At 28.6% G+C, this 23,775-nt stretch carries 25 protein-coding genes; 22 read left to right on the top strand and 3 right to left on the bottom strand.

The genetic code is table 11. The features are described from left to right. Positions 1-347: 347 nt before the first annotated feature. From NAT47_RS08970 to NAT47_RS08980, 3 genes are all read left to right on the top strand, one after another. Entirely contained in the window at positions 348-1,040 is a 693-nt protein-coding gene (locus tag NAT47_RS08970; protein ID WP_250582060.1) for a hypothetical protein, read from the top strand. 511 nt (positions 1,041-1,551) lie between these two features. After that, a complete protein-coding gene (locus NAT47_RS08975; protein WP_250582061.1) occupies positions 1,552-4,287 on the top strand; it encodes a class I SAM-dependent DNA methyltransferase in 2,736 nt (911 codons plus the stop codon). 5 nt (positions 4,288-4,292) lie between these two features. After that, entirely contained in the window at positions 4,293-4,499 is a 207-nt protein-coding gene (locus NAT47_RS08980; protein WP_250582062.1) for a hypothetical protein, read from the top strand. A gap of 63 nt (positions 4,500-4,562) precedes the next feature. Here NAT47_RS08980 and NAT47_RS08985 read toward each other — a convergent pair whose 3' ends face one another. Then, positions 4,563-4,712: a hypothetical protein gene (locus tag NAT47_RS08985; protein WP_250582096.1), complete on the bottom strand. Its 150-nt coding sequence runs from the start codon at positions 4,710-4,712 to the stop codon at positions 4,563-4,565. Between the two features lie 91 nt (positions 4,713-4,803). On the opposite strand from NAT47_RS08985, the gene NAT47_RS08990 reads away from it, so the two are divergent. The 3 genes from NAT47_RS08990 to NAT47_RS09000 all read left to right on the top strand — a co-directional run bounded on the left by NAT47_RS08990 (position 4,804) and on the right by NAT47_RS09000 (position 6,773). Next, on the top strand, positions 4,804-4,980 hold the full coding sequence (locus NAT47_RS08990) for a hypothetical protein (protein WP_250582063.1): 177 nt from the start codon (positions 4,804-4,806) through the stop codon (positions 4,978-4,980). 83 nt (positions 4,981-5,063) lie between these two features. Further along, the gene (locus NAT47_RS08995; protein WP_250582064.1) at positions 5,064-6,422 is read left to right on the top strand and encodes an RCC1 domain-containing protein; all 1,359 of its coding nucleotides are present in this window, start codon (positions 5,064-5,066) and stop codon (positions 6,420-6,422) included. A gap of 126 nt (positions 6,423-6,548) precedes the next feature. Beyond that, on the top strand, positions 6,549-6,773 hold the full coding sequence (locus NAT47_RS09000; protein WP_250582065.1) for a hypothetical protein: 225 nt from the start codon (positions 6,549-6,551) through the stop codon (positions 6,771-6,773). 785 nt (positions 6,774-7,558) lie between these two features. Here the strand turns inward: NAT47_RS09000 and NAT47_RS09005 are convergent. Then, complete coding sequence (locus tag NAT47_RS09005; protein WP_250582066.1) at positions 7,559-7,999, bottom strand: lipocalin family protein; 441 nt, start codon at positions 7,997-7,999, stop codon at positions 7,559-7,561. A gap of 75 nt (positions 8,000-8,074) precedes the next feature. Further along, positions 8,075-8,731, bottom strand: a complete 657-nt coding sequence (locus NAT47_RS09010; protein ID WP_250582067.1) for a hypothetical protein — start codon at positions 8,729-8,731, stop codon at positions 8,075-8,077. Between the two features lie 93 nt (positions 8,732-8,824). On the opposite strand from NAT47_RS09010, the gene NAT47_RS09015 reads away from it, so the two are divergent. The 16 genes from NAT47_RS09015 (at position 8,825) to NAT47_RS09090 (ending at position 23,498) form a co-directional block, all read left to right on the top strand. Next, positions 8,825-9,463, top strand: a complete 639-nt coding sequence (locus tag NAT47_RS09015; protein WP_250582068.1) for a hypothetical protein — start codon at positions 8,825-8,827, stop codon at positions 9,461-9,463. Between the two features lie 781 nt (positions 9,464-10,244). Beyond that, on the top strand, positions 10,245-11,009 hold the full coding sequence (locus NAT47_RS09020; RefSeq protein ID WP_250582069.1) for a sensor histidine kinase: 765 nt from the start codon (positions 10,245-10,247) through the stop codon (positions 11,007-11,009). Between the two features lies 1 nt (position 11,010). Further along, a complete protein-coding gene (locus tag NAT47_RS09025) occupies positions 11,011-11,673 on the top strand; it encodes a response regulator transcription factor (protein WP_250582070.1) in 663 nt (220 codons plus the stop codon). Between the two features lie 174 nt (positions 11,674-11,847). Beyond that, complete coding sequence (locus NAT47_RS09030) at positions 11,848-13,545, top strand: DKNYY domain-containing protein (RefSeq protein WP_250582071.1); 1,698 nt, start codon at positions 11,848-11,850, stop codon at positions 13,543-13,545. Beyond that, positions 13,545-15,083 (top strand): hypothetical protein, encoded by a 1,539-nt coding sequence (locus tag NAT47_RS09035; RefSeq protein WP_250582072.1) that lies wholly within the window; start codon positions 13,545-13,547, stop codon positions 15,081-15,083. Before NAT47_RS09030 ends, NAT47_RS09035 begins: the two co-directional genes overlap by 1 nt. 19 nt (positions 15,084-15,102) lie before the next feature. After that, the gene (locus NAT47_RS09040; RefSeq protein ID WP_250582073.1) at positions 15,103-15,729 is read left to right on the top strand and encodes a hypothetical protein; all 627 of its coding nucleotides are present in this window, start codon (positions 15,103-15,105) and stop codon (positions 15,727-15,729) included. A gap of 5 nt (positions 15,730-15,734) precedes the next feature. Then, positions 15,735-16,379: a carboxypeptidase-like regulatory domain-containing protein gene (locus tag NAT47_RS09045; RefSeq protein ID WP_250582074.1), complete on the top strand. Its 645-nt coding sequence runs from the start codon at positions 15,735-15,737 to the stop codon at positions 16,377-16,379. A gap of 215 nt (positions 16,380-16,594) precedes the next feature. Then, a complete protein-coding gene (locus tag NAT47_RS09050; protein WP_250582075.1) occupies positions 16,595-18,130 on the top strand; it encodes a T9SS type A sorting domain-containing protein in 1,536 nt (511 codons plus the stop codon). A gap of 420 nt (positions 18,131-18,550) precedes the next feature. Continuing rightward, complete coding sequence (locus NAT47_RS09055; protein WP_250582076.1) at positions 18,551-18,970, top strand: hypothetical protein; 420 nt, start codon at positions 18,551-18,553, stop codon at positions 18,968-18,970. Positions 18,971-19,090: 120 nt separating this feature from the next. Beyond that, complete coding sequence (locus NAT47_RS09060; protein WP_250582077.1) at positions 19,091-19,327, top strand: hypothetical protein; 237 nt, start codon at positions 19,091-19,093, stop codon at positions 19,325-19,327. 42 nt (positions 19,328-19,369) lie between these two features. Further along, positions 19,370-20,122 (top strand): hypothetical protein, encoded by a 753-nt coding sequence (locus NAT47_RS09065; protein ID WP_250582078.1) that lies wholly within the window; start codon positions 19,370-19,372, stop codon positions 20,120-20,122. A 1-nt stretch (position 20,123) separates the two neighbouring features. Further along, a complete protein-coding gene (locus tag NAT47_RS09070; RefSeq protein ID WP_250582079.1) occupies positions 20,124-20,843 on the top strand; it encodes a hypothetical protein in 720 nt (239 codons plus the stop codon). A 32-nt stretch (positions 20,844-20,875) separates the two neighbouring features. Next, on the top strand, positions 20,876-21,451 hold the full coding sequence (locus tag NAT47_RS09075) for a hypothetical protein (RefSeq protein ID WP_250582080.1): 576 nt from the start codon (positions 20,876-20,878) through the stop codon (positions 21,449-21,451). Continuing rightward, on the top strand, positions 21,438-21,668 hold the full coding sequence (locus tag NAT47_RS09080; RefSeq protein ID WP_250582081.1) for a hypothetical protein: 231 nt from the start codon (positions 21,438-21,440) through the stop codon (positions 21,666-21,668). The genes NAT47_RS09075 and NAT47_RS09080 overlap by 14 nt, the downstream gene beginning before the upstream one ends. Positions 21,669-22,137: 469 nt before the next feature. Beyond that, positions 22,138-22,455: a hypothetical protein gene (locus NAT47_RS09085; protein ID WP_250582082.1), complete on the top strand. Its 318-nt coding sequence runs from the start codon at positions 22,138-22,140 to the stop codon at positions 22,453-22,455. Between the two features lie 35 nt (positions 22,456-22,490). Beyond that, positions 22,491-23,498, top strand: coding sequence for a hypothetical protein (locus NAT47_RS09090; protein WP_250582083.1), 1,008 nt, complete (start codon positions 22,491-22,493; stop codon positions 23,496-23,498). The last annotated feature ends 277 nt before the right edge of the window (positions 23,499-23,775 follow it).

Raw genomic sequence — 23,775 nt, forward strand, 5'->3', positions numbered from 1 at the left:
AGTATAAAGCAATATTACCTTAAGTTTTTCCATTATTTTATTCGTTATTGACTCAATATGATTTCCCGATTGCATTACTAATAATTTTTTCTATACGCTTTTATTTTGGTTTCTTTTCTTTTACTAGGGTACTACAACCATTACGTATGTATACCGTTAGTATGGAGTATCTATACAGTAACTATGCTCTATGTGTTTATTTTTTCTTTTTGTTTTGTTTATAATTTGTTTGTAAAATGGTGTTTTTTTGCAAATAAATAGCTTAATTTTGAAAAGCAGGGGTACTACAACTACGAACCAACTACGAACTAAATACGAAGTAAATACCAACCTATTACAACACGATTATGGCTAAAATTACATCATTTGAAGGTAAAATTCCCAAACGCATAGGCAATTATGTTGTTTATCGATTAGACGATCAATTGATTGTTAGGGCGAATTCTGGGTTTACTAGTAAGGGATTGAAGCAAAAGGCTAAGTATGCTCTTTGTTTACAAAATGCTAGTGAATTTGGATTGTTGAGCAAAACATGTAAGGCAATACGGCAGGTTGTGGCAGATGGTTTAACGCTGCACAATAATTTGCAAGTGGTGAATAACTTGACCAAGAAAATGCGAAGTGTATTGGTCTATGATACGCTTCATGATCGTGGTAATAGGAACTTGAAAACTGCTTTGGCCACTAGCGAGGCTCAAAATGTTATGAAAGGCTATGCTTTTACACCCGATTTTAAATTACAATTGCAAGTTACACCCGAGGGTTTGCTAGTGACCGTTCCAGAGGAGTTGTTAGAGGTTTCTAATGGGTATTTGGGTTTTTGTGTGCAGTATCTTTTTTTTGATTTTGATAGCTTGACAGGGTATTTGGAGCGAACCACTTGGCAAATGGAGCCATTAAATTCAAAAGTTTCTTTTGTTCTGCCTGTTGTTGCTCCTGGAGGAGTTTTGTTGTCTATGTATCGTTTTTCGTTTTTTTCACTGCAGGAGGGGGAGTGGTTGCCTGTATTGCCGGAACAAAAAGGGTTGGTTGTTTTTTAGTTACCCATTTCTCTTTTGTTTGTTGTCTTGGGTTAATATTTTTATTTTGAAAAGTTTACCACTGCAAGGGTTTTCTTTTGTGACCAAAATACTGTTTCTTTTCTGCGTTACAAAACAGTTTTTTTCTGGGTTGTAGGGGACTTTTTTATTCAAAAGACTTGATTTTAAAAAAGGATTTACTAAAAATCTGCGTATTCAGATTAAGGTTACATTTAAGGTACAACTAGTAATTGAGATGTTTTGCAAACAAGCCCTTTACAACGTTTGCCAACTTGCCCTCAACAATGACGAAGTGCTCTTTTACTTTCAAAGAAACTACAAATGCGTTTGCAAATGAATTTAACGAGAATGTGGATTTCCTTGTTATTTAATAAAATCCTTAGATTACTTTAGCTCCCAATTGTAACCCACTATTTTTAGTTGATATCAAATTCAGTTAGTTCCAAGGGTTGTACAGGTGCTTTTTTTTCGTTATGTTTGGGAATTATACTACAATTAAAACTAAATACAAATGGCGTTAAGCTGGAATGAGATAAAAGATAGAGCAGTTAAGTTTTCAAAAGAATGGAAAGATACCACTAATGAAGAAGCCGATGCAAAACCATTTTTAGACGCTTTTTTCGATGTCTTTGGAATCACTCGTAAGAAGATAGGAACATTTGAACACCGAGTAAAAAAACTATCAGATGCCGATGGTTACATAGATTTACTTTGGAAAGGGACTATTCTAGTCGAAATGAAAAGTCGTGGTAAAAACCTCGACAAAGCATTTCAACAAGCAATTGATTATACACACGGTTTAAAACAAAACGAACTCCCAAAATACGTTTTGGTGTGCGATTTCCACATTTTTAGATTATACGATACCGAAGAACAAACCACTTTAGAATTCACAATTGACGAACTAGTTCTCAATGTGCAAAGCTTTGGCTATCTTTTAGGCTATCAAAAGAAAACATACAAAGAACAAGACCCTGCCAATATCAAAGCAGCTGAATTAATGGGGAAACTGCACGACCGATTAGAAGAAATTGGGTACGAAGGGCATCCGTTAGAAGTGTATTTAGTTCGGATTTTATTCTGTTTGTTTGCTGAGGATACTACGATTTTTAACAAACAACAATTTCAAGATTATGTGGAAAATAGAACTGCCGAAGATGGAAGCGATTTAGCATCCAAAATTCAAGAACTTTTCCAGGTTTTAAACACACCAATTGAAAAACGATTTAAAAACTTAGACGAGCAGTTAAACGAGTTTCCGTATGTAAATGGTAAACTCTTTGAAGAAATTTTGCCAATGGCAAGTTTTGATAGCAAAATGCGCCAAGCTTTATTAGATTGTTGCTACATCGATTGGAGTAAAATTTCGCCGGCTATTTTTGGTTCTATGTTTCAAAGCGTAATGAATCCAAAAGAACGAAGAAACTTAGGAGCACATTACACCAGTGAAAGCAATATCTTAAAACTAATAAAGCCATTATTTTTAGATGAATTGTGGGCAGAGTTTGAAAGTATCAAAGGAAATAAAAACAAATTACCTGAATTCCATAAGAAAATTAGCCAACTCAAATTCTTAGACCCTGCGTGTGGTTGCGGTAATTTCTTAGTAATTACTTATCGTGAATTACGTTTGTTAGAATTAGAAGTATTACGAGCTACTTACAAATCAGGACAAGGAGTTTTAGACATCAGCGATATCATTTGGCTCGATGTAGACATGATGTGCGGTATTGAATATGAAGAATTTCCAGCACGTATTGCCGAAGTAGCCATGTGGTTAATTGACCACCAAATGAACATGCTAATTAGTAATGAATTTGGTCAATACTTTGCACGTTTACCATTGAAAAAATCAGCTAAAATTGTGCATGGTGACGCTCTGGAAGTAAACTGGGAAGATGTTGTAGCTAAAAATCAACTTTCATACATTATTGGAAATCCACCTTTCATTGGTTCAAAAATCATGAGCCAATTCCAAAGAAATCAAATTATTAAAGAGTTTGATAACAGTAAAGGTTGTGGAGTTTTAGATTATGTTTCGGGATGGTATTTAAAAGCTGCTAAATACATTCATAATACAAAAATAAAAACAGCGTTTGTTTCTACTAATTCGATTGTTCAAGGAGAGCAAACGAGTATTCTTTGGGGACAAATGTTAAATAAATATGGTGTTAAAATTCACTTTGCGCATCGCACTTTTAAATGGAGCAATGAAGCCAAAGGAAATGCGGCAGTATATTGTATAATTGTGGGGTTTGCTAATTTTGATATTAAAAACAAAGTCCTTTTTGAATACGAGGACATTAAAGGTGAACCACAAGCTATTCAAGTTAAAAATATAAACCCTTATTTGGTAGATGCTAAAGACATTTTTATTGAAAAGAGAAGAAAGCCTATTTGTAATATACCAGAAATTTCGTTTGGAAATATGCCTAATGATGGAGGGAATTTTTTCATTAACGAAAATGATATAGAAGAAATTAAATCAATTGAACCTAAATCAATTGAATACATAAAACCATTTATTGGGGCACAAGAATTTCTAAATGGTCAAGAAAAATACTGCTATTGGTTTGAAAATGTAAACCCAAAAGATTGGAGTTTAATGCCTTTAGCTCTACAAAAAGTAAAAGCTGTTGAAAAACTACGTGCAAGTAGTTCAAGAGAAGCTACCAGAAAATTAGCTTTATATCCTTCTTTATTTGGAGAAATTAGACAACCTAAAACTAATTATATCTTAATACCAAGACATTCATCTGAAAACAGGAAATACATACCTTTTGGTTATCTTTCTCCAGATAATATAGTTGGAGATACTTGTTTATCAATTGAGAATGTTACTTTATTCCATTTTGGTGTTCTTCAGTCAAGTCTTCATATGTCATGGGTAAATGTAGTTTGTGGTAGATTAGAGAGTCGTTACAGATATTCAAACGAAATTGTTTACAATAACTACCCTTGGCCTGAGAATCCTTCCGAAAAACAAATAAAAACTATTGAAGAAAAAGCACAAAATGTTTTAGATGTTAGAGCTTCTTTTCCTACTAGTTCATTAGCAGATTTATACAATCCATTAACCATGCCACCCGCTTTAGTAAAAGCCCACAACGAATTAGACAAAGCCGTAGATGCCGCCTACAGCAAACAAGCCTTCACCAGCGAAGCCAAACGTATGGAGTTTTTATTTGAATTGTATGAGAAATATACAGCAGGTTTGTTTGTAAAGGAGAAGAAAAGTAAAAAATAGATAGTATGAGAACAATAACATTTAATTTAGCTGATAAACACGAAAATAAAAAAGGGCTTATAAATAAAAAAAATTATGAATTGAATGGTGTACCCACTACTCATCAAACAAAAGATGGTATTGCATATGTAGTTGATTTTGAAAATGAAAAAAAAGGAGAAGAATTTAATGTTTTTATAAATAAGTTGATTCCAAATTTATTTGAATATTAAATTATTATCCGCTTAATCTCGATTCCATAATCGTATGTGAATAATTAATTTTTAAGTAAATCATTAAAATAACATTAGTATGCCACTAAAACCAGGACCAAAAAGAATAGCTACCTCAACAGGTAAACCAGACCAACGCCAACGTGATAACAAATCCACACCGGGTAATACACCTTCCTTAGAACCTCCAAAGAAGAAGTCGTAAAGATCCATAATAAGTGTTTAAAAAAAATAATGGACGAATCTGTTTTAAGCACTTAAATAATTTACGGCTTAATTATTGATAAAATAAAAAAAACAATCCGTGAAACTCATAATCGACGTAGGATATCAAAACAACAAAGCCAAAGTAGTAGGAGGCTTCTTTGAAGATTGGAACGCAAACCAACTCTTAAAATTGGCATACAAAGAAGTCGATGAGGTTCAGGAATACATTCCAGGAGAGTTTTACAAAATAGAATTACCCAAGATAGTTAAATAGTATAGGAAATAGAATAAATTTTGCCTTAATTTGATTATGTTTACCGTTTAGTTTAAATGTAATAAAAATATAAATAAAATAGTATGAAAATAAAATTACTTTTTATAACTGTAGTATACTCTTTATTCTCTAATGCCCAATGTTTTAGATATGTAGATGCTGGAAATTATTTTGTATTAGCGCTAAAATCAGACAATACTCTTTGGGGTTGGGGTGCCAATTATAATGGTGAATTAGGTGATGGTACTTATCAAATTAGACCAACAATTAGTCAAATAGGTACAGAGTCGAACTGGCTAGCAATTGCAACGGGGAGTGAGCATACAATCGCAATTAAAACAGATGGAACGCTTTGGGCTTGGGGTAGTAATAATTCTGGACAATTAGGAGATGGTACTACGATTAAGAAAAATATACCTATACAAATTGGTACAGACAATGATTGGCAGTCTGTTTCTACAAAAGCGTTTACTAGTTTCGCAATAAAGAATAATGGTACACTTTGGGGTTGGGGACAAAATAATATTAGTAATGTTGGTCTTGGTTTTTATAGTTTGAATGTAACGGTTCCAACTCAAGTTGGTACTGAATCAAATTGGAAAAATATTTATGCAGGTTTTGACATGACGGCAGCCATTAAAACAGATAATACATTATGGGTATGGGGTTCTAATTTATATGGCAAATTAGGAGTTGGAGGATTTTCGGGTAATTACTTGATTCCTATTCAGGTGGGTACAGATTCAAATTGGAAAGAAGTCTCAACAGGTTATCATACATTAGCGCTTAAACATGATGGCACTATTTGGGCTTGGGGTAATAATTCATCTAGTGAATTAGGTGACAATACTACAATCAATAAAGATATTCCAACGCAAATTGGAACAGATACCGATTGGTTACATATTTTTGCAACTACATATTCAAGTTATGCTATTAAAAATAATGGTACTTTATGGACTTGGGGGAATAATTCGAATTATGAAATGGGAAATGGTACTACATTAAATATAAATATTCCTACTCAAATTAATAACGATAACAATTGGGAAAGGGTAGTATCTAGAGGTAGTCATGTAGAAGCTTTAAAGACAGATAATAGTATTTATTATTGGGGAGCAAATTATGGTTTTTTACCAGCCACTATTGTCTCTTTACCAACAATGATGGCAAATAATTGTTCATTGTCTTCAGAAAGTTTTTATACAGATGTAAAAGTGCAATTATTTCCTAATCCATCAAATCATATAATTACTATTGAAAATAGAAGCAATCAAATAATAACAAGTATTATTTTTATAGATATGTTAGGTAAAAATGTAATTGCTATGGATAAAAATTTTGATTCAATAAGTGTTGAAAATTTAGAGAAAGGGATATATCATGTCATAATTAATTTTGAAAATAACATTATTGAAACTTTAAAATTTATTAAAAAATAGTGTTCTTTACTATCTATAAAACTTCCTTATAAAAATATCAAAAGGTAGAACTAGTTTAATAAGATTTTATTCTTAACTTTAACTGGAAGCTAAATTAGTATATCCAGGAGTACCATGACCATTAAAATGAGAGCTACAACTAGAGTAGCTTTATATAATAAATCAGGTGAAAAAGTTTTTGCATTCTATGAAAACGAACGCTCTAAGAAAACCGGTGTAATGGTTGGAGGAGTTCCAGTAGTAAAACCAGAAAAAATTCTTCCTATGTGTGAAAGTGCTTTACAAGAATTAATGGGCGATTTAAGAAAACGAATTTCTAAGATTGTAAAAAAAACTGATGTTAAATTATAAATATAAAGTCACTGAGAGGTGGCTTTTTTTGTTATATATGGATTATTTTTTCAGAACCATAATAATTAATATGATTCTGTGAATGATGAGAAAAATAATATTAATAATCCAATACTCATTAATACTCATATTTGAATTTATAATTGCTAAGCTAAATATAGATAGAAAAATAATCCCTGAATAATATATAATTAATCCTGAAAGAAAATAAAAGAAAGGTATATTTAAAAGAAATGATTCATTTGATTTTATGATATTTTTAGACCAAACAATGGAGAATGAAATGATTAATAAGAAAGTTACAAAATTTAGAAGAGCATCATGAAACAAGAAATGTTTTTCAGGAATCCGAAATGTAACGTACGTAAGTATTGAAATGAACAAGAAAGTAAAAAAAGTATATAGAAAATTATATAGGCCCTTCTTTTGGGTTTTAAAAATTTGTAGAATTAAGATAAACTCTAAAAGTGAATATACTTTGAACCAAATTTCAACATTTATTTTTAAGTAATAAGAAAAAACAAGTTCATAGAGTGAAGCTAAGGCTATGAAGTATAAATACATACTTATGTATTTATTGAATTGGTTTTTGTCTTTTCTTTTTCTTATACTATTTATAATCAAAGGTATATACCCGAGAATATTAGAAAAAAGGAATAAAGATTTAAATGTCTCAAGATTATTCATTAAAAAATTTAAATATGGTTTGAAAGTAATTATTTTAAAAAACAAAGGTCGGAATAATTTTATTCCAACCTTTTGTAGTTTTTAAATAGTAAGATAAATTATATTTTTGTAAATACTATTATTCTAGCGACACCTCCACTTGCATATTTTACTTTTAATGTAGTTTGATTTAAGACTAATATTTCATTAATAATAGTGTTACTATCAAAAGTAATACTTAATTGATTGTTACCTGAAATTGACCAATTACCTGAGTTTAAAAAATTCATACAATTAGAATTAACATCGGTATCATAAATATATTCTTTAATTTCTGAACTGCTTCTAAATTCTACATAATCAAAGCCACATTGTGTTGCAGCATTATCATAACTATTTAAAATTTCTTGTCCATTTACAAGTGTTCCTTCCTGAGAATATCTCCAACTACCTAAAATTAACTCATTTTGTGAAGCTGAAGAGGAGTTGTCGTCATCTTTCGAACATCCGGTAAAACTAATACTTACTATGGCAATGACTAAAAATAATAATTTTTTCATATAAAATAATTTAGAAAATTTTTGTAAAAATATACTTTACATAATTTTTAGTCAATACGTATAAATACGTAATTTTTAATTTTTACGATGTTTAATAATTTTCCAAACACCAACGATTAATAAAGTTCTGTTAACAATATTTAGCAAAAAGTTTAGCATCCAGGAGGTGAAAAACAATTCTTTATTGGTTAAATACAGATTATTAGCGTATAAGTATAAAATTATGGTACCACCATACATGAAAAGTAAGCCTACTATGAAGTAGACGTTAGGATTTTGTATTCTTTCTATTTGTATTGGTTTTTTCTCTAATTGTTTGAACCATAGAATAGAAAAGGTAATGACTAAACATGTCGTAATGGCATTTAAATAAGCGCTAATGTCTAAAAAGGTCTTATCATTAAGATGTTGAAGATTGTAGACAAAAGTAGCTATAAAAAGGGCACTAAAAACTATAAAAAGGGCTTTGTGTTTTTTATTAAGGATGTGATAAAAGTAATATTGTAAGGTGGTTATAGCTAAGATTTTGTACACCATAAACCAGTTGGTTGCATTAATTTTCAGTAAGTAAGTTCCAAAATATTCATAAAAACTGGCAATAAATACTACCACAACATAAGGGAATATTGGATTTTTTTTATCAAATTTAGTGTTGTTTTTCCAAATGAGTAGGAGTGGAATTGTTCCTAAAATTAAGGCCGTATAAAACAGAAAGGCATATAGCGGAGACATGTACATCTTGAAGTATTTTTTTACAAATCAACAGCGCTTTATTGAAAATTCCAAACAATTATAAATATATTTGAAAACAGTAAATTAAAATTTATGCGATTACTTTTAGCAATAACAGTTTTATATTCATTAATTCCTCTTTTTGTGTATTGGTTTACAAAAAGTAGATTGAATAAAGAAATTAAACCAATTTTACCGTTCATTGTTTTGTGTTTTATAGCAGGTCTTTACGAATTTATTTTTACAACTATTTTACGTTTTAATACGATTCCGTGGTTTTATACCTATGATTTATTAGCTTTTTTCTCCATTCAATATTTTTTTTATAATGTTCTCGATAAAAAAGTAAAGAAGTTGGTTTGGATTAGTTCTTGTTTGTATTTGATAATATTTACGAATGCAGTGATACATCATACCATAGAAAACTATTTGAATTACTTATCGTATTTAACTTCATTTGTAACTTTATTGATACTTATTTATTCCATCAAGTGGTTCAAAAAAGTTTTTATGGAAACAACTTTAGTGTCTTTAGCTGATAGTCCTACATTTTATTTTGTTACAGGATTCTTGTTTTATTATTCAGGTGTAGTTGTTTTATTCTTATTGGCGCAGTCAATTTACCATAATAACAATTCTCATTTACAATATTATTGGTTAATTAACTTATTCTTCAACATTTTTCATAAAACGGTTTTAATTATTGGAATATGGAAGGCAAGAAAAAATTAATTTTTTTCTTGTGTAATTTCAATTCTTAAAGATTATAGGTTAAACCTTAAATTAATTTAATTTTAAATGCAAATAGTAATTTACATAGCCCTTTTTCAATCCTTATTACCTTTGTTATATTATTGGTTGATTAGGAAAAAAATAATTCAAGATAGTAAACCTATAGTGCCCTTTATTTACTTGTGTTTTATTGCTGGCTTGTATGAAATAATTTTTACTTTTCAGTTAAAGATTAATGTTGCTGTTTGGTTTTATGTGTATGATTTTCTTGCTTTTTTTTCTATCCAATATTTCTATTACTTTATTTTAAAAATGAAATATAAGCGAATGATGCTATTAAGTTCAATTTTATACCTCTTTTTATTTTTGTATTTTGTAAGTCATCATACCCATTTAAAGCAATTGGATTATATTGCGTACTTGGGGGTTTTAAATACATTACTCATAATCTTCTATTCAATTAAGTGGTTCAAAAAATCTTTTTTGGATTCGGAGTTTGAAACCTTAATTCTAAATCCAAATTTTTATTTTGTTTCTGGGTTTATTCTCTATTATGCTGGTACTATAGTATTGTTTTTATTAGTAAATACCATTTATCTAAATCAAAAAGAATTGATTTCTCATTTCTGGATTTTAAATGTTTTTTTTAACCTTGTTCACAAAACATTTTTATTGGTTGGAATTTGGAAGCTTCAAAAACAACTGACAAAATAATTACGTGTAATTACTTACCTTTACTCTTTAGTTTACAACTATTTTAGCCAATTAATTTCAATTTCGAATGGATGTAGTAAAAGACATTAAAATTGCCTTTATTTTAGGAACTGCCATAATGCTTTTTTTAGTTTTTGGTTTATTGTTTTTAGTGCTTTTTTACCAAAATCATTTTATGAAAATGAAGCGAAATGAAGCAAATCTATTGCTAAAAACAGCTCTTGAAAGTGAAAAAAATGAACGAGAACGCATTGCTATTGATTTACATGATGGCGTTCAAGGCGATTTAAATGCTTTGAAATTTACATTAGCAGGATTAGAAACTGGGGTATTAGATGAAAAGTTTAAAGCGCATATACAATTACTACAAAATACGTTACAACAAACAACAGAAAATGTTAGAGTAATTAGTCAAAAGTTAATGCCACCTTTGTTAGACCAAAAAGGATTGAGACCAGCACTGGAAGTCTATTTCGAATTTTTACAAACGCATTCAGATGCAAAGCTCGATTTAAAAGGAGATTTAGATGATTTTGAGTTAAGCTCTCACGAAAAATATGCCTTATTTCGTTTAATTCAAGAATTAATCCAAAACATGTTCAAACACGGACAAGTAACAATGGTGCAATTAATGATAGAAAGTCAAACAAAAGAGCTACAAATCAAAATAACAGATAACGGTATACCGTTTGATTTCTTCTCTACTTTTGAAGCCAATCATAGTGGTGGTCTACAAAATATAATGTCGAGAATTAAAAGTATTGGTGCAACTATGAAACAATTATCTGATGATAAATCCAATACTTACATCATTCAATTAAAAAGAAAATAAAATGTTTAAAATTGCCCTTGTTGATGATCACGAATTATTTCGTAAAAGTCTAATTTTTGTTTTAGAACAAATAGAAACAATCGAAGTAGTTTTTGATACTAATGATGGTACTTTACTTTTACAATACTTACAAAACAATACGGTTGATTTGGTTTTATTAGACATTCAAATGCCATTAATGGATGGTTTTACCTTATGTAAAAAAATCAAACAACTAAATACTGATATTAAGATTTTAACTGTATCGCAGCTTACAACAAAAGAATCCATTCATCAAATCTTCGAATCTGGAGCAAACGGTTTTTTCTCCAAAAATTCTTCAACTGATTCATTTAAAGAAGCTGTTTTGAGTATGATAGAGAAAGATTATTATTTTGATATTTCCTTGTCTGATGTAGTTAAAGAAGCAATGCTTTGGAAAGCGACACAAAATAATGATGACCAACAAATAAACAAAGACTTACTTTCACCTAGAGAAAAAGAAATCATTTTTTGGTCAGCTAAAGGACTAACCTGTCAGCAAATTGCAGACCAACTTTTCATCAGTAAAAGAACGGTGGAAACCCATAGAAAAACCATTATGGATAAAACCAGTTGTTTGAATTTTATTGAAGTAGTAGTCTATGGCTTAAAAGAGCGTATTATTACGCTTGATGACTTGTAAATAATTTTATATTAGGTGTTTATACGTATTGTTATATGAATTGAATTAGGTTACTTTGTTTTTATTTAGTAACTTTTGCTAATCTATCTAATAATTTGGCATAAAAGTTGTAAAATTTCGCAAATAAACACATTGTGTGCTATTTTATCCAAAATCGTACAAATACCAAATTTCATGAAAATCTTAATTTACATAATTACATTTTTATTTGCAACATCTTGCCATTCGCAAGAAAAAAACACGCTACAAGCAACACAAGATGATGCTTTAACCATTGGCACAACAGGTGGAATGAATGGTGGATGCAAATTTTTAGAGCAACCTGTTTATTATGTAAACGAAAATTATATAATATATCAGGATTGTAATACCCGAAAAATACTTTATGCAGATATTTCCTCTTTTGAAATAGTAAAGTATTATGGTCAATATGGAATAGCTTTGGATAAAAATGGAGTATATGTACAAGGAAATTTTGTTGCTACAGATACTACAGGATTTACTTTTTTAGGCATAAATGAAAAAGATTTGTTGTGGAAAACCAATACTTCGGTTTACAAAAACACAACTGTTTTACCTAAACTTAATGCGAGTGAATTTACAAGATTATCTGACCAACAGAAAAAAAGTTACAGCGGAATTTATTTTAAAGACAACTCCAATATTTATTATTTCGACAAAAAAATTGAAGGTGCTGATCTTGCAACAGCCGATTTAATATACAACGACAATCGAATGTTCTATGATAAAAATTATATGTACAAAGATGGAGAAATTGTGTTCTTGGAAGCCGAACCTTTACTTTATGTGAATAACTCCTTGAAAAAAACAGCTACAAAGGTTCTTTATCACAATAAAGTAATTTCCAATATAGATACCAAAACATTAGTAGGGCTTTCTCGACATTATGCTAAAGATAAAAACAACGTATATAGTTCTTCATTTGGTGACGATATTAAAATATTACCCATAAACAAAGCTGACTTTAACAAATTAAAAGTTTGGGACCATACCAATTCTGCCTACATCACAGACGGAAAAACCTTATTTCGATACAATGAAATTTTATCAAAAAATGAGTTTGACGTGGCGACCTTTGGTACTTTTGGATTTACGGATTTTGTTTATGATAAAAATGGCGTTTACACAAGACGTTATGACAAAGAATTAGATAAAGTAGTGTATGATAAATTTCCGTTTAAATATACTGATGATGTAAGTAGGAAAAATTTACAAATTACAGAAGGCAGTAGCTTGTATGTTTATTATAACAATCAGGCGTATGAAGAAAGTACCAAAACACTTTATGAGAACTTAACACCTGAACAGATAGAAATTAGCAAAATCAGACCACATACGCCAAATAATATGGTGCGTTTAGGTCAACTTAATAGCAAAACTATTTTAAGGACACTTTATGACTACAAACTATCCAAAGATAATGATGCTGTTTATCATGATGGTAAAAAAACAAGTGCGGATCCTGTTACTTTTAGAAAGCTCGACAATAATTATTACATAGACAAAGACAATGTTTACCAATACAACCGAGAAAAAGGATTACTTGTAATAAATTACATTGACGTTGAAACCGTAAAATACTTTAACGGTTTTATTATGGACAAAAATTATTTATATAGTAATGGAACACGAATCATCAAGAGCTATAAGTTAGAAATTTTAGCTTCATTTCCTGGTTATCGTTTGGGTTGTGGATTAGACGAAACACCAGGTTCTGATTTTTACTTATTTAGAAATGCTGAGGGATTTTGGTGGGTAAAAGTATCAAATGAAATCACAACAAGGTTTTTAGGAAAAACACTGAACAAGAAGTTAAGTCCTTTATTTGAAAATTTAGAGATACCTCAATAATGATAAAACTCCTTTACATAGTATTATCTCTTTTCCCTATTTTATCTTTTGGGCAACAAACTTATAAAGTTACCGAAGGAGAATTGCAGTTTATTGTGCCAGGAAAAGGAATAATTATTAAAAAAGACAATCAATTTTTTGAAATGAAATTGAATGTCCTTTTTAATAAGTCAAAGAAATCTATTGAAACAAAACTCCAACCTATTTCAGAAGAATCATTGAAATTGTTTTGTAAAGGAAAATCTTTAGTTTCTTATTCGGATATTAGAGAAAATCATGATTTCAATGATTTACAGAAAATAAGTTTCAACTATATAGATCGTTTTAGTATTGATGATAAAAAATACGATGAATATAAATTGTACTTGATTAATAAGAATTTCTTTGCCTATTTTACAAATAAGTATGAGGACAAAAATAAGTATACTGATATTGAAGAATACATGCCATTTATTATCATTGAATTTGAGAATAAAAAAATTATTTACACTTATGATAATGAAGAACTATTTATTATTCCAACCCATAAATTATATAAAATAATTCATCAATACGATTCGGAAAGCAAGGAATTTAAAACTGAAAAATTAAAAATCTCTAATGAAGAAATCTATAAATTTTCGCAACATGCATTTCATGATTTAGAAGATGAATTTTTTGTTGTTGATACATTGCCGTCAAAAAAAGTTAGGTTGAAAAACATTCATAATGAAATTTTAATTTCAGAAGCATATGATTCAATTGTATTAAGTTCGATAATTAAGTGTTTCAACAAAAATAAAATGGATTTATATAATTTATCATTTAATAAAATAAACAAGTTTCCTGTGCAAGCTTCTAAAGGACATTTAGGAAGTATCCAAATTCTTGAAAAGAATAAATTAAAATGGATAGATTGGACAGGTAAAGAAATAAAAAAAGGTTTTTCTTACCCAATAGTTTTACTTCCTGAAGCTCCGCAACATGAGTATAAGTATGAATTGGCTATTTCCAAGTCAAATGAAAAATTCATTTTGAAAGCAAGAAATATGGATGTTTTCGGATTGGAAACTAACACAACCGAAATAGATACTTTATCTTTAACAAATGCATTTGGGATTAAGAATTTCTATTTTGAAAATAACAATTCAAAAGATACAATTTCTTCTAATCAAGAATTTTATCATTTTGATAACTTTAAAACTAGAATTACAGAAATGGTTGATTTCAGTTATAATGTAATTTATTTTCAAAGAGATAATGGAACATTTGGAATGAGTTACTTAGGAAACTTTTATGCAAACAATGCAGATTTCAAAAAAAATATCGCATCTTCAGAATTCAATAATTTTAATGAATATCAAGAATTACAGTTTGTTGAGTTCAAGTATCCATTTTATAAGATGAAGAAAAATAATTTATTCAAGCTTTTTCCATTACATAAAGAATTTAGATACAAAAAACTCGAAGATTTTCAAGGAAACTTTGCTCGTTTTGAATTGCCTAATGGTAAAAAAGGTTGGTTGAGTAAAGAAGGAAAGGAATATTTGGATGAGTAAATCAAATACAAAATTTAAAATGAAAAAAGTAACAATAATTGTACTTGCTATCTTTAGTATGTCTTTTGTTAAAAGCGAATCACCTGTGGCTGTTTCTCAGAGTAGAGCAATACTAACTGCTGATATAATTTTTGAAGGACAAGTTATAAAATACGACAATGCAGAAGTAACCATCGAAATAATAAAGCCAATTTGGAATGACTTAAAGAATAAGGCAATTTTAAAACAATCAGTATTAGTATTGCCTCGAAGTAGTAAAACTCATTATTCATTGAGAGGACAAATTCCAGATATCAATCAAAAAGCAATTTTTGCTTTAAAATTTGATCCCAAAACCAAAAAACTGAAGCATTTTTTTTATGATTGGTATATTACAAAAATACAATACAGAGCAACACAATATTATATTGCAGGAAAATATAGTAAAGTTTTACAACAATACATTTCATCAGAAGAAGTAATCTTAGGAATAAAACTTTTAAGAAACAGTTTTCATAAGAATGCAGAACTTTTTCCCGAAGTCGCACCAGTAAAATCTAAAGTAGCATTAACTGCAATTCAAAAAGCAAAAGAGGAAAATAGCGCAGCAAATTTGGATAGACGATATCGAAGCTTACAATGCAGCTTTAACCGAGTAAACAGATAGTTAACATGAGACAATTACTTTACATATCATTTTTCTTTTTTACCATTTTATCTTTTGGTCAACAAATTACAGTAAGTGGAAAAGTAACCGACGGTAAAACAGGAGAACCACTTCCTGGAGCAGAAGTTCGAATTTATAAAACCAACAAAGGTTGTAATACTGATATAGATGGAAATTATGTTTTAAAAGTTTCTTTAAATGATACTTTGGTATTTAGTTTCACGGGTATGAAAACTCAAAAAATAAAAGTAGATAAGCAAGAAGTTCAGGTGAAATTATTTGAAATTGATCCTATACATGAATCATTTGATCCAGCATATTATACTCCAAGAATTAAAAAGTTGGAAGCAACAACAATTGTAACAAAAAAAGATATTGAAAACATAGATAACCCAAAATACAATTTTAAAAAAAATGCTAAAAACAATGTTTTTGTTATTTATGTTTCAGAATTGACGTTTTATGATTTCAACAAAGAAGATTTAGAATTTGAACAAAAATATAATGTGAAATATTCTTTAATTGGTAATTACAAAAACGATTATTTAAAAAAATACAACAAGCTAACTTTTAAACACCTTAAAAAGAGATACAAGAAATCTTGGCTTTTAGAAATCAGAAAAGATGCGGTTGGTTTAAAAAAAGAATAAAAAAATAACACACAACAATACCCCTGCTAACATGCGATTTCCACTGCGTGGCTCTTAATTGCCTTGCACTAAAATAAGGTCATCTTTTGATATTTTATTCTACAATAGTATTACAAAATATTTTGTTTTACTTTTAAAATTTACGTGTTTATACGTATTGTGAGTAAATTTTGATATTGGTTATTTTGTATATATAAATATAAAAATAACGTACAATGATTAAAATTTTACTAGCTGCTTCTTTATTATCAACTTTAAGTATGTTTTCTCAAGGAGGAAGTTTGGATACTTCTTTTGGTACAGGAGGAAAAGTAACAACATCAATAAATTCGGGTGCTGATATTGCTTATGCTACTGTTTTGCAATCTGATGGAAAAATTCTTGTTTCAGGAACTACCAACAGTAGTATTTCAGGAAAAGATTTCTTTTGTATTAGATATAATACGGATGGAACATTAGATACTTCATTTGGTACAAACGGTATTGCTACATTTGATTTACAAGGGGGTAGTGATGATGTTGCTTATGCTATGTCACTTTTATCAGATGGTAATATTCTTTTAGCTGGTTTTTCTGATGATGGTAGTAATAAAAATGCCGCAATTATCCGTATTACATCAAATGGAACTTTAGATACAACTTTTGGAACTGCAGGAAAAGTTTATACTGAATTTATTTCAGGGAGAGCAGATGAAATTAAAGTGATTAAAATTCATGCTTTAACGGGTAATTTAATTGTGGGTGGAACATCTTCTGCAACTTCTACAAATTCTCAAGGTGTTATTGCAAGATATACAAGCAATGGTGTTCTTGATACTAATTTTAATACCACTGGAATTGTAACCTTGCCTAATGGTTCTGGAAATGGGACTTACTTTCATACAATTGAAGATTTAGCAGTTAAATCTAATGGTAAAATTTCAGCAGTAGGTTGGATTAATCAACAAAGTTTATCTTGGAGTGCTAATCACTACGGTTGTAGATTAAATAGTAATGGTTCTTTAGATACAACATTTTCAACGGATGGATTAATTGTAACTAATGGAGGATTTAACGGTGATGACAAATCATTTTCGTTGATTTTAAATTCAGATGATAGTTTTTTATTTGCTGGAGGTGGCTATTTAACAGATTTACAATATGATTTCATTTTAGGATTATATAATTCTTCTGGTTCTACTGCTCAAGGAAAAGCATCATTTAATTTTGCTACACTAAATAAAGATATTATTTATGGTTCTGGCGTTGATAGTACAGGTAAAATTGTATTAGTGGGTTCAAGTGTGGCATCTGTTAGTAGTTCAACTTTTGGCTTGGCTAGAGTGAATTCTGATTATACTGTAGATACTTCATTTGGAACTTCTGGTAAAGTAACAACTACTTTTGGTACCAATACAACAAATGAGGCTTTTGATATGGCAATTCAATCGGATGATAAAATTATTGCTGTAGGTTACACAGGTAATGATATTGCAGTAGCTCGATATAATAATACAACTTTATCAGCTAATGATTTTGAAACTAATGCAATTAGGTTATATCCAAATCCAGTTAAAAATATTTTACATCTAGATTTATCAAATCATTCTGAATATTTAGGAAAACAATTTCAAATTTTTGATGTTAACGGTAGAGTTGTTATCCACGGCAATATTAATGATATTGTTAATCCTATTGATGTTTCATCCATACAAAAAGGAATTTATTTTATGAAGACTGACCATATAGTAAAGAAATTTATAAAAGAATAAGCGGTTTATTTAAAAACAAAAAAGTAACTTATTAGGTTACTTTTTTGTTTTTAAATAAATTGCAATAGAAATGATTTGATGGCTTATGCACCATTTCTACCTCATCTGAATTTAGTTTAAAATGATTTAAAAGTAGAAAATTTCAATGAATAGTAAAGCCTAATAAGCGAATCCTTTTGCTCTAAATTAATCGTGCATAGAATTTTAAGAAAAACAAAAAACAATAATGGAAAAATTTTACACTTTTTTACTCCTTTCACTATTTTTAAGTCTAAATGCGCTATGCAATTAAAAATGCCTTTGATAATTCTTTTATGCCAATTTCAACCTTTGACATGCAATCAATCATAAATCGTAAAATAGAGTTTTAATTAATAATTATTTTAATAGAATATACAAATCAAACTAAATATCATAAACATGACAACATTTTTAATAGGAATAATAATTTTTTTACTATTTATAGTAATTAGTTTGATAGTAACTATAAGAAATAGAAACAATAATAAGTCAAGTGCCTTATTTGTTAATTATGATAAATTCAAAGTTGATCCAAAACAAATTAAAGAAGTTGAAAAAGCAATTGAAGAAAATGGTGTTTGGAGACACAGATGCGAATGGAAAATGATGCAGGAAACTGAGTTGAAAATCGAGCCGAAAATAATCAACAATAGAACATATTATCTTGTAAATGTGGAGTGTTCTAGTAAAACACAATTCACAGCATATTCTGTTGAAAGAGCCTTATTGTTTATGAAAATTTATGAAACTTTAGAAATGGATTTTTATTACACTATTGGATGGCCAAGTTCAGATGGATTAGAAAATAAATATAAGTAATATGAAAAAGATGTATTTAGATTCCAATTTGTTTTGGTTAGCTTCAAAATTCATTTTCACCTTTTTTTGATATTCTTTCCCGGATATGTTTTATTAATCGGGGGTTTAAAAATAGAAGAGTTGTTTTACACTCTGTTCTTGTTTTTTGAAGGTATAATTTTAGCAATCACACTAAAAGAAGTTTTTGTTAAAAATGCTGATTTATCTGGATTAAGAAAACTTTCAGGGGGTATTTTAATGCTTTTTGGACTGGGATTAATGATTTTTCTTCTTACTTTGTCAAAAGGAAGTAGAAATGATTTATACGGGTTAGGATTGTTTTTTATCGTTATGGATGTTCCTAACAGGTATTTATGATATATTGGGTGTAAAAAAAAATGAATAATTTAAGTTCAAAAAATGAAAAAAATAATATTATTTAGTGGATTTGCTATTTTGTTTTTTACAAGTGTCCAAAAGAAAGAAATTGAAATTTTTGATAAAAATGATTTAGAATTTTTCAATTTAAAAGGACCTGTAAAAGATTTTGCATTTATAGTTGTTATTGTTATTGGTGACTACGATGCAAAAGAATTTTCATTTGAGAAATATTCAAAATATGTAGATTATCAAAATATTTTATTCGACAAGAAAGGTTTTGTTCAGTCAATAAATACACATTATGCAGAAGGTGAATTTGAAAGACCTAGGCTTAAAACTACACCCATAAGAGTTAGAAACGAAGATACACTTACAATTGATATGACTACTTCAAAAGAAGAAAAATGGATAAAATATATTTTTAATAACACTTCGCTTTCAATTAAAAATTATACCAAATCATATGGAATGTCTAACATAATAATAGATGAAAGATTTACAAAGTTTTCTTATGATTTAAATGGGAGTTGGTCTGGATATGAATCAGGGAAAAATGAAGATTTTATTTACGACAAACAAAATTTTAAAACGATTCTAAATACAAAAAAAAATGATAGTCTAGTTTTTGTTGTGGATAATGGTAATGATAAACTTATGTATTCAATAGTTTATTTAGAATATGATTCATATGGTAATTGGACAAAAAGAGTTTTAGAAAAGCATATTCCATATTTAGGTTATGGAACAAACTCTAAGTACATAACGGAAATTAGAAAAATAAATTACTATTAATATGGGACATAATATTTCGGGTATTGCAATAAATAAAAATTTTGAGAACAATGTAGAAGAGTTGTCAAAGCTTTTAGGTGTAGAACTTCAAATTGAAAATGAAATTATTTTTGAAGATGCCAGTGAAAATTGGAAAGAGGAAGGATATTTCGACGTGTATTTTTCAAAAAACGGAACTTTAGTTTTTGCAAACATTGATTATTGTTTAGAACCTTATTCTCATAAGGAAACTAACATACTAACATTTGCACTATCCGAAACATCAATGACTTTTAACATCGGCTATACTGAAAATGATGTATTAGTTCGAAGCATTATGAAAGTTAACGATGAAATAGTAGATGAAGAAGGAGAACCACTACAATGCGAAATAGATAATGAGGATGATATGACAGAGACTATTTTTGATCAAATAGGAGAGGTCATCGGAACACACTTTTATGAAATTGAGTTAGATGAAAAAGCATATCGATTTACATTAAAAAATGCAGCATCAGTTGAGCAGCCAAAGCAAGTTCAAGTGGAAGTAGAACCTGTAAATTCGAAAATAGAACCAGAAGTAACAAAAGAAGTTTCACAGCAATTGTTCAATGCCAAAACAAATAGTCCAGAAACAGCAAATAAAGGTGTTGGTATAGAACTAATAGGTGTAGCTATTGTTATCATAGTCATGCTTATAGCATTAATCTATGTTATAGTTTCAGTTATTAATCTTCCTTAAATTGAGATTCAAATTTGATTTAAAATAATTCAATGATATCAAACCTAATAACATCTTTTCTTCAAAAACTTGGATTTAGTAAAACGAATCCTAAGAATAATCCTGCGGACGAATTAAAAGCCATTTGGGAGCATACCTATACCAGTTATGAAAGTGCTATTAAGAAAAATTGCATTACCGATTTCTATTTTGGTAAAAACGATTATTTTCATCCGGATAGAGAATATCCTGGTCATCAATTTTATAAAAGTTTCGCAAGTATAAAAGAGTATATCAATAAATACGGAAATAAAGGAGAAGAATCATTTAAAAAAGATATTCTATTTTTATTAAATCAAAAGTTATCTTTCGAAGAGTTTTTTTATGTAATGGGTTACATCCATTTGTATTGTTATGCTTATTGTAATGAAAACGCTCAAAATGCAAGTTGGTTGAATGAAAAGGAGATAAAGCAATTAGTCAATAAGAATTTTAGTTCTTTCTCAAAATTAGATATTGAAAAAGATAAGAACGGTAATTTTTACAACTTCCATTTAATTTCATACATCGATAGAATAAAAAAAATAACTGGAATTAATTTAACAGATTTAGAAAATGAAAAAATATAACGGATACATAAAGTTAGCAGCTTTAGCACTTCTAATTTTAGCTATAAAGGAAATAGAACAATTGTATTTTACAGGTCAACAAATGAGTGAGTTTGACTTGCAACAGTATAATATGAATTCTGAAGTAATAACAAATAGAATGTATGCCCAATTAGCAGTTTTTTTAATTGCGTTACTAGTATTAATCTTTTCATTCCGTAAAAATTATGCAAAATAAAACTGCAATTAAAATAGCGATGTTAATGATTATGTTTTCCATTTTAAACAGTATCATTCTTTCATTTACTCTCATAATAGTTTTATTATGTTTAGCTTATTTAATAATTAATACCAAAATATTAGAAAAACTGGGTTTAATTAGTAATACTGAGGAATCTGAAGATATTGATATTTTGTATTCCAAAGGATTAAAAAGATTCTTAATAATAAAACTTACTATAACCATTTATCAAGTAATAAATACGCTACTAATACATTTTACAAAACTAAATTTCAGTAATTCTAACGATGCATTACAAAAGTATATTTCTTATCATGTTATGGATATAGTGATTACAATTATTGCTTATTTCATAGTAATGAAACAATATGAAAAAGGTAAAGTGAAATTCACTAATAAGCTAGTAAGCGCAATTCTATTCATAATCGCCTTTTATGTACTAAGCTTTAAAATTTCATATTTAGTAATGTTAAAGATAGAAGAAGTAACCTATGCCACACAATTGTTAGTATATTACAGTGCTTTAGCAATAATACTATTATTTTTATCCAATAAGATTTCCGTTTGGTTCGATAATTCAAATGATAATGAAAACCAATTAAGTACAGGAATTAAATTAACAGCTGCTGCTTTATTTGTATGCTTAGTATTTGATTTTGAAATGTTCAGTTACATGTTACATGATGGTTTTAACATGCTTGATTTCTTCTATTATACAATTACATTAATAGCTTTAGTTTCGTTTGTTTTTAATAAAAAGCTGGCTTTGTTTCTTTTAAAATAATCCTAATAATTAATTCAACAAATAATTATATAAAAATGGAAAATAAAATTTTACCTAAAATTTATAAATCTACAGTAATAATTGCATTTTCTTATGCAGTATTATTATTGGTTTATGCCATTTATAAAGAATTTTTCTATGTAGATGGTACTTGGTTTCACGGCTTTACTGCTAATGGTTTTGCAGTTTTAAGCGGTTTAATTTGGATCGGAATACTATTAATTTTTAAGCACTTCATTAACAATGTCTTTAATTATTCAATAGCAAACGGTTTAATAAATGCGTACATAATTTTTTTAGGAATCACTACTTTAACTCAGCTAACTGTGATTTATAAATCATTTTTGGTTTACACTTCATTAGAGGAAGGAGAATCATTTAATGCTTTGAGCGCTTTTGCTAGTTCTTCAATTTTGGGAGCAATACTACTATTTATATCTAATTTTGCTATTATAGTAATATCTGTATTACTAGGAATCAAGTTAAGTAAAATGAATTCCATTTATAAAAAATTATTCCAAATATTGGGTTTTACTTTTATTGGCTATGGGATTATTTCAATATTAGGAACATTTGATTTATTAGGAACTGATATTTTTCAATTTCTGACAAAAGCAACAATAGTTATAGGGATAGGTGTAATATTCATCAAAGTTGTAAATATGAATAATGCCGATTTGAATGCTTTATTAATCTCAGCAAAAAAAACTGAAATAGTCAAAGTAAAACCAGAAAATCAATTGCAAGAAGAAAAATTAATTGAAGAAAACAACTTTTCTGAAATTATTAAACATAAAGAAAAAGCTGAAGTTTCAAAACCTATAGAAGATGAATTACCACTAATAAATTGGGATGAATTTAAAGATAAAGAGTTAGTAATTTCATATTTCAATAGTTTACCGGAAGATGAAGTAAAAAGAATTGAAAATATAATTCAGAGTAAATCCAATCAAAGATTGTCAGCTGAACAAAATTATCAATTCGTATTAAATTACATAGCGGAAAAGAAATTGTATGACCATCAACGATTTTTACCGAAATAATTTTAAAAATTAAAGTTCTTCATCTTAAGCTATAATCCCAGCTGCCGCGTGATTTCCATCGCGTGTTTTTTAGTACAAATCAATCCAAAGGCAGGCAATGAAAAATGATCTAACTCTTAAACAATTGGATTTAACGAAATAATATCAGTCAAAATTTATAAGATTCATTATATTTGAATATAAAACCAGACAAAACTTTCGTCAATCTTGCCAATATGGGATAAAAGTGGTTTTAAAGTTTCGTAAATATACGATTTACTTGCAACTATAATCAAAC

Origin of the sequence: Flavobacterium fragile (assembly GCF_023634865.1) — a bacterium.
GTDB classification, from domain to species: Bacteria; Bacteroidota; Bacteroidia; order Flavobacteriales; family Flavobacteriaceae; genus Flavobacterium; species Flavobacterium fragile.